The organism is Geminocystis sp. GBBB08, from assembly GCF_016743215.1.
Classification (GTDB): Bacteria; Cyanobacteriota; Cyanobacteriia; order Cyanobacteriales; family Cyanobacteriaceae; genus Geminocystis.
In genome coordinates, this window is record NZ_VRZC01000244.1 from 1 (window position 1) to 4,129 (window position 4,129).

Here is a 4,129-nt window from a genome sequence, read left to right on the forward strand (position 1 = left end):
CATGGAATCATTCTTTTTATTGGCAATCGATTAAACCTAATGGTGGTGGTACTCCTAGCGGTGCATTAGCGGCTAAAATTGACGCAGATTTTGGTAGTTTTGATAAGTTTGTAGAGGCTTTAAAAGCAGCAGGTGCTACTCAATTTGGTAGTGGTTGGGCATGGTTAGTGTTAGATAATGGTACTTTAAAAGTAACCAAAACTGGTAACGCTGATAATCCTTTAACAGCAGGGCAAATTCCTTTATTAACCATAGATGTATGGGAACACGCTTACTACTTAGATTATCAAAATAGACGACCTGATTACATAAGTGATTTTCTAAGTAAGTTAGTTAACTGGGATTTTGTCGCCGAAAATTTTGCCAAAGCAACTGCTTAAATAATTAGGAATTAGGAATTAGGAATTAGGAAAAAAAAAGCCTCTTTGTCTTACATTCATTACATAAAGTTAAGTATATTTGATTCTCATAACTAATAAATTTATCATTTGAACTCAATAAATAATAACAAAAATTTACTGATTAACCTGTCGATGTTGGTAGAAAAACCAACGGGAATTACTAACTATATTCATAATATTTTACCTTATTTCTCTACCCTTGAATATCATAGTTTATTAGCAAAAAAATTTAGTAATAATAACTACAAAAATCCTTATTTTATCAGTGAAAAATTAAGCCCTGATAATGGCAGTAAAGGGCATTTTTTACGATTAAAGTGGACTCAATTTGAGTTAGGGAATATTTTTCGTAATTTGAAAGCTAATTTATTATTTTCTCCTGTGCCTGAAATGCCTTTATTTACCAAAACAAAAGCTGTAGTCATGGTACATGATTTGATACCTATTCGCTTTCCTAAAAAAAAGTCTCCTTTAACTCCTTATTTTCGTTATTATATCCCTCAAGTTTGCCGTCAAGCTCAACATATTATCTGTAATTCTCAAGCAACGGCAAATGATATTATTAATTATTTTGGTATTTCTGCTACTAAAATCACTCCTATTTACTTAGGTTATAATCAAAAAAACTTTAGAGTTATTGAGGGGTTAAAAGATCATCAAAAAACTCCTTATTTTTTATATTTAGGAAGACATGATCCCCATAAAAATGTCTCTAAAATTATTTCTGCTTTTGCTCAATTTAAACATTCTAAAAACTATCAATTATGGTTATGTGGACCTTTTGATACTCGTTATACTCCATTATTAAAGCAACAAGCTCAAGAATTAGGTATTGCTACCAAAGTAATATTTTTAGACTATGTTTCTTCTGACGATTTACCTGTCATAATTAATCAAGCTCAAGCACTTGTTTTTCCTACTCTTTGGGAAGGTTTTGGTTTCCCTGTTTTAGAGGCGATCGCCTGTGGCACTCCAGTGATTACTTCTAATGTGTCTTCTTTACCGGAAGTAGTAGGGGAAGCGGGAATATTAGTAAATCCCTATGAGATTAAAAGTATCAGTGAAGGGATGAATTTAATGGCGGATGATAATGATTTACGAAAAAAATTGGGAGAATTAGGTTTAAAAAGAGCTAGGAATTTTAGTTGGGAAAAAACAGGGAAAGAAACAGTAAAAGTTATCGAACAATTTTTATAAATAAGTTTGATGAAAAATTAAGTAGGGGTTGCCTCATAGTGAGGCTTCTTTTGAAATTTAAGCTAAATCCAATACTATTTCTATTTTTCAGATTTTTTAAAAGGAAAGAAAACTACTGGAAACCAACTACGATGTAACACTTCTTGAGTGAAACTTTTTACCGTCCAATCTAATAAACTATCCTGATCATCTGCTATGGCGATCGCCTGAATATCATAGATTAAAGCTGTATTCAGAGTTTCTTGGAGAGGATTTCCGGTAGTGACGAGAACTTCTACTTCTAAACCAAAGGATTCTAAATCTTTTTTAACCTCTGCTAGTTTTTGTTGTGCATCTTTGACAGAGTTTTTGACAATTAATTCTGAACGAGAAACATCATCAATTACGGCAAGAATCAAGTATTTATGTTTAACTTTACTCGGTTTTTCTGTGGCATATAATTTAATTTGTTCCAAAAGATAACGAGCATTGTCAACATCATAACAAGGGATTAACCAATAATTATTCAGTTTGCTACAACGAAGTTTAATTTCTTCTGTGGTATAAACCGAGATCAGTTGAGGGCGTAAAATCATGACGGGAATTTTCACTTTTTTGCTTAAATCCATTGTCGTTGAGCCAAAAATACGCTCTTGTAATGAACTACGCAACGGAGTACCTGTAATGATAAAATCTGGTGTATATTTCTGTACAATTTTGAGTATGTTATCAACAACATTTCCTGATATTACTTCTATATTAACTTTTAGGTGATCGCCAGAGTAAGTCAAAGGGGAAAATAATTTTTCTTTTGCCCATTCAATTTTTTCCATATCAACTCGTGGTACTTGTCCTTCTTCCCATAAAGGTACACTATGTAAAAAGGTAATTTCTGTTAAACCGCTATGGGCTAAAGACTCCACCTCAGCTACTAATCTTTGTAAACCATCAGTTAAATCTGTACAAATTAAACAACGCTGAAACATAACCTTTTGAATCTCCAATTATTGTTGAAAATATATTAACCTTATTTCAGAGTAACATTTATATCTCAATCAACAAGAGTTCTTTCAAAAGCGGGATAATAAGCCGTAGGCATAGTTTATGGGTGCGAAAGGTGAAGGAAAAACTTTTCAGTGACATACCGCACTTAGTTAAGATATTGTAAGTAATAATTAACTTTTTAGATACTCATGGATACTAAAACTTTTAAGCGTAATTTACAACAATCAGATAACTACCATCGTAAAGGATTTGGACATCAAGAAGAAGTAACCGCAACTTTAAACCAAGAATATCAAAGTAGTTTGATTCAAACTATTCGTCAAAATCACTATCAAATCACTAAAGGTAATGTTACTATTCGTCTGGCAGAAGCTTTTGGTTTTTGTTGGGGGGTGGAAAGGGCTGTCGCTATGGCTTATGAAACTCGGACTCATTTTCCCACTGAAAAAATTTGGATTACTAACGAAATTATACACAATCCTTCAGTAAATCAACGGTTAAAGGAAATGAATATCGATTTTATCCCTGTCAATGGTAATTTAAAAGATTTTTCTGTGGTTAACAGTAATGAAGTCGTTATTTTACCGGCTTTTGGTGCTAGTGTTAGAGAAATGCAGTTACTAAATGATAAAGGTTGCACTATTGTTGACACAACTTGTCCGTGGGTATCTAAAGTTTGGAATTCTGTTGAAAAGCACAAAAAACGTAGTTATACCTCTATTATTCATGGGAAATATAAACATGAAGAAACTGTCGCTACCAGTTCTTTTGCTGATACTTATTTAGTCATTTTAAACATGGCGGAAGCTGAATATGTTGCTGATTATATCCTTAATGGTGGCGATCGAGTAGAGTTTTTAACTAAATTTAAAAATGCCTATTCTGAAGGATTTAACCCAGATACTGACTTAGAAAGGTTAGGAATTGCCAATCAAACTACGATGTTAAAGAGTGAAACCGAAGCTATTGGTAAATTATTTGAGCAAACCATGATCAAAAAATATCCCCCCACAGAATTAAACGAACATTTTATGAGTTTTAATACCATCTGTGACGCAACCCAAGAAAGACAAGACGCAATGTTAAATTTAGTTCAAGAAAAACTAGATTTAATTGTCGTTATCGGCGGTTTTAACTCCTCCAACACCACTCATTTACAAGAAATTTCCGTTGAATATAATATTCCTTCCTATCATATAGATTCGGCTCAAAGAATCTTGTTAGATAACAAAATCGAACATAAACCTCTAGAAACAGATTTAGAAATTAAGGAAAATTGGCTTCCTCAAGGAAAAATTACCGTAGGTATAACCTCTGGTGCATCAACTCCCGATAAAGTCGTAGAAGATGTTATTGAAAAAATTTTTGCCTCTAAATCTTACCATAATTAAAAATAGACGGCGTTGCACCAAGTCAGCAGATTTGGGAAAAACGGATTTGTGAAGAAAATTCAGATTAAACTTGATCAATTTGATCTTAGTCTTTATTTAGCGATTCTAACTCAAAAAATAGGTAAGTATTATATAGTTATATACTCTAATTCTAAC

The 4,129-nt window shown here is 32.6% G+C and carries 4 protein-coding genes; 3 read left to right on the forward strand and 1 reads right to left on the reverse strand.

Annotated features, from left to right (window positions below; genetic code table 11):
* Together FWJ34_RS18630 and FWJ34_RS18635 are read left to right on the forward strand one after the other, a co-directional pair.
* Positions 1-380 (forward strand): superoxide dismutase (locus FWJ34_RS18630; protein WP_308256830.1); only part of this gene is annotated, 380 nt, incomplete at its 5' end.
* A gap of 153 nt (positions 381-533) precedes the next feature.
* Positions 534-1,598 carry a glycosyltransferase family 1 protein gene (locus FWJ34_RS18635; RefSeq protein ID WP_308256831.1) on the forward strand — a complete coding sequence of 355 codons (1,065 nt, stop codon included), beginning with the start codon at positions 534-536 and terminating at the stop codon, positions 1,596-1,598.
* Between the two features lie 80 nt (positions 1,599-1,678).
* Here FWJ34_RS18635 and FWJ34_RS18640 read toward each other — a convergent pair whose 3' ends face one another.
* Positions 1,679-2,563, reverse strand: coding sequence for a universal stress protein (locus FWJ34_RS18640; RefSeq protein WP_308256832.1), 885 nt, complete (start codon positions 2,561-2,563; stop codon positions 1,679-1,681).
* Positions 2,564-2,770: 207 nt separating this feature from the next.
* Here FWJ34_RS18640 and FWJ34_RS18645 point away from each other — a divergent pair, with 207 nt between their 5' ends.
* Complete coding sequence (locus FWJ34_RS18645; RefSeq protein ID WP_308256833.1) at positions 2,771-3,973, forward strand: 4-hydroxy-3-methylbut-2-enyl diphosphate reductase; 1,203 nt, start codon at positions 2,771-2,773, stop codon at positions 3,971-3,973.
* Positions 3,974-4,129: the final 156 nt, after the last annotated feature.

Excerpts from the sequence above, each read along its gene's own strand:
- FWJ34_RS18645 (WP_308256833.1), top strand. The coding sequence starts at position 2,771 with ATGGATACTAAAACTTTTAAGCGTAATTTACAACAATCAGATAACTAC.
- FWJ34_RS18635 (WP_308256831.1), top strand. The coding sequence starts at position 534 with ATGTTGGTAGAAAAACCAACGGGAATTACTAACTATATTCATAATATT.
- FWJ34_RS18640 (WP_308256832.1), bottom strand. The coding sequence starts at position 2,563 with ATGTTTCAGCGTTGTTTAATTTGTACAGATTTAACTGATGGTTTACAA.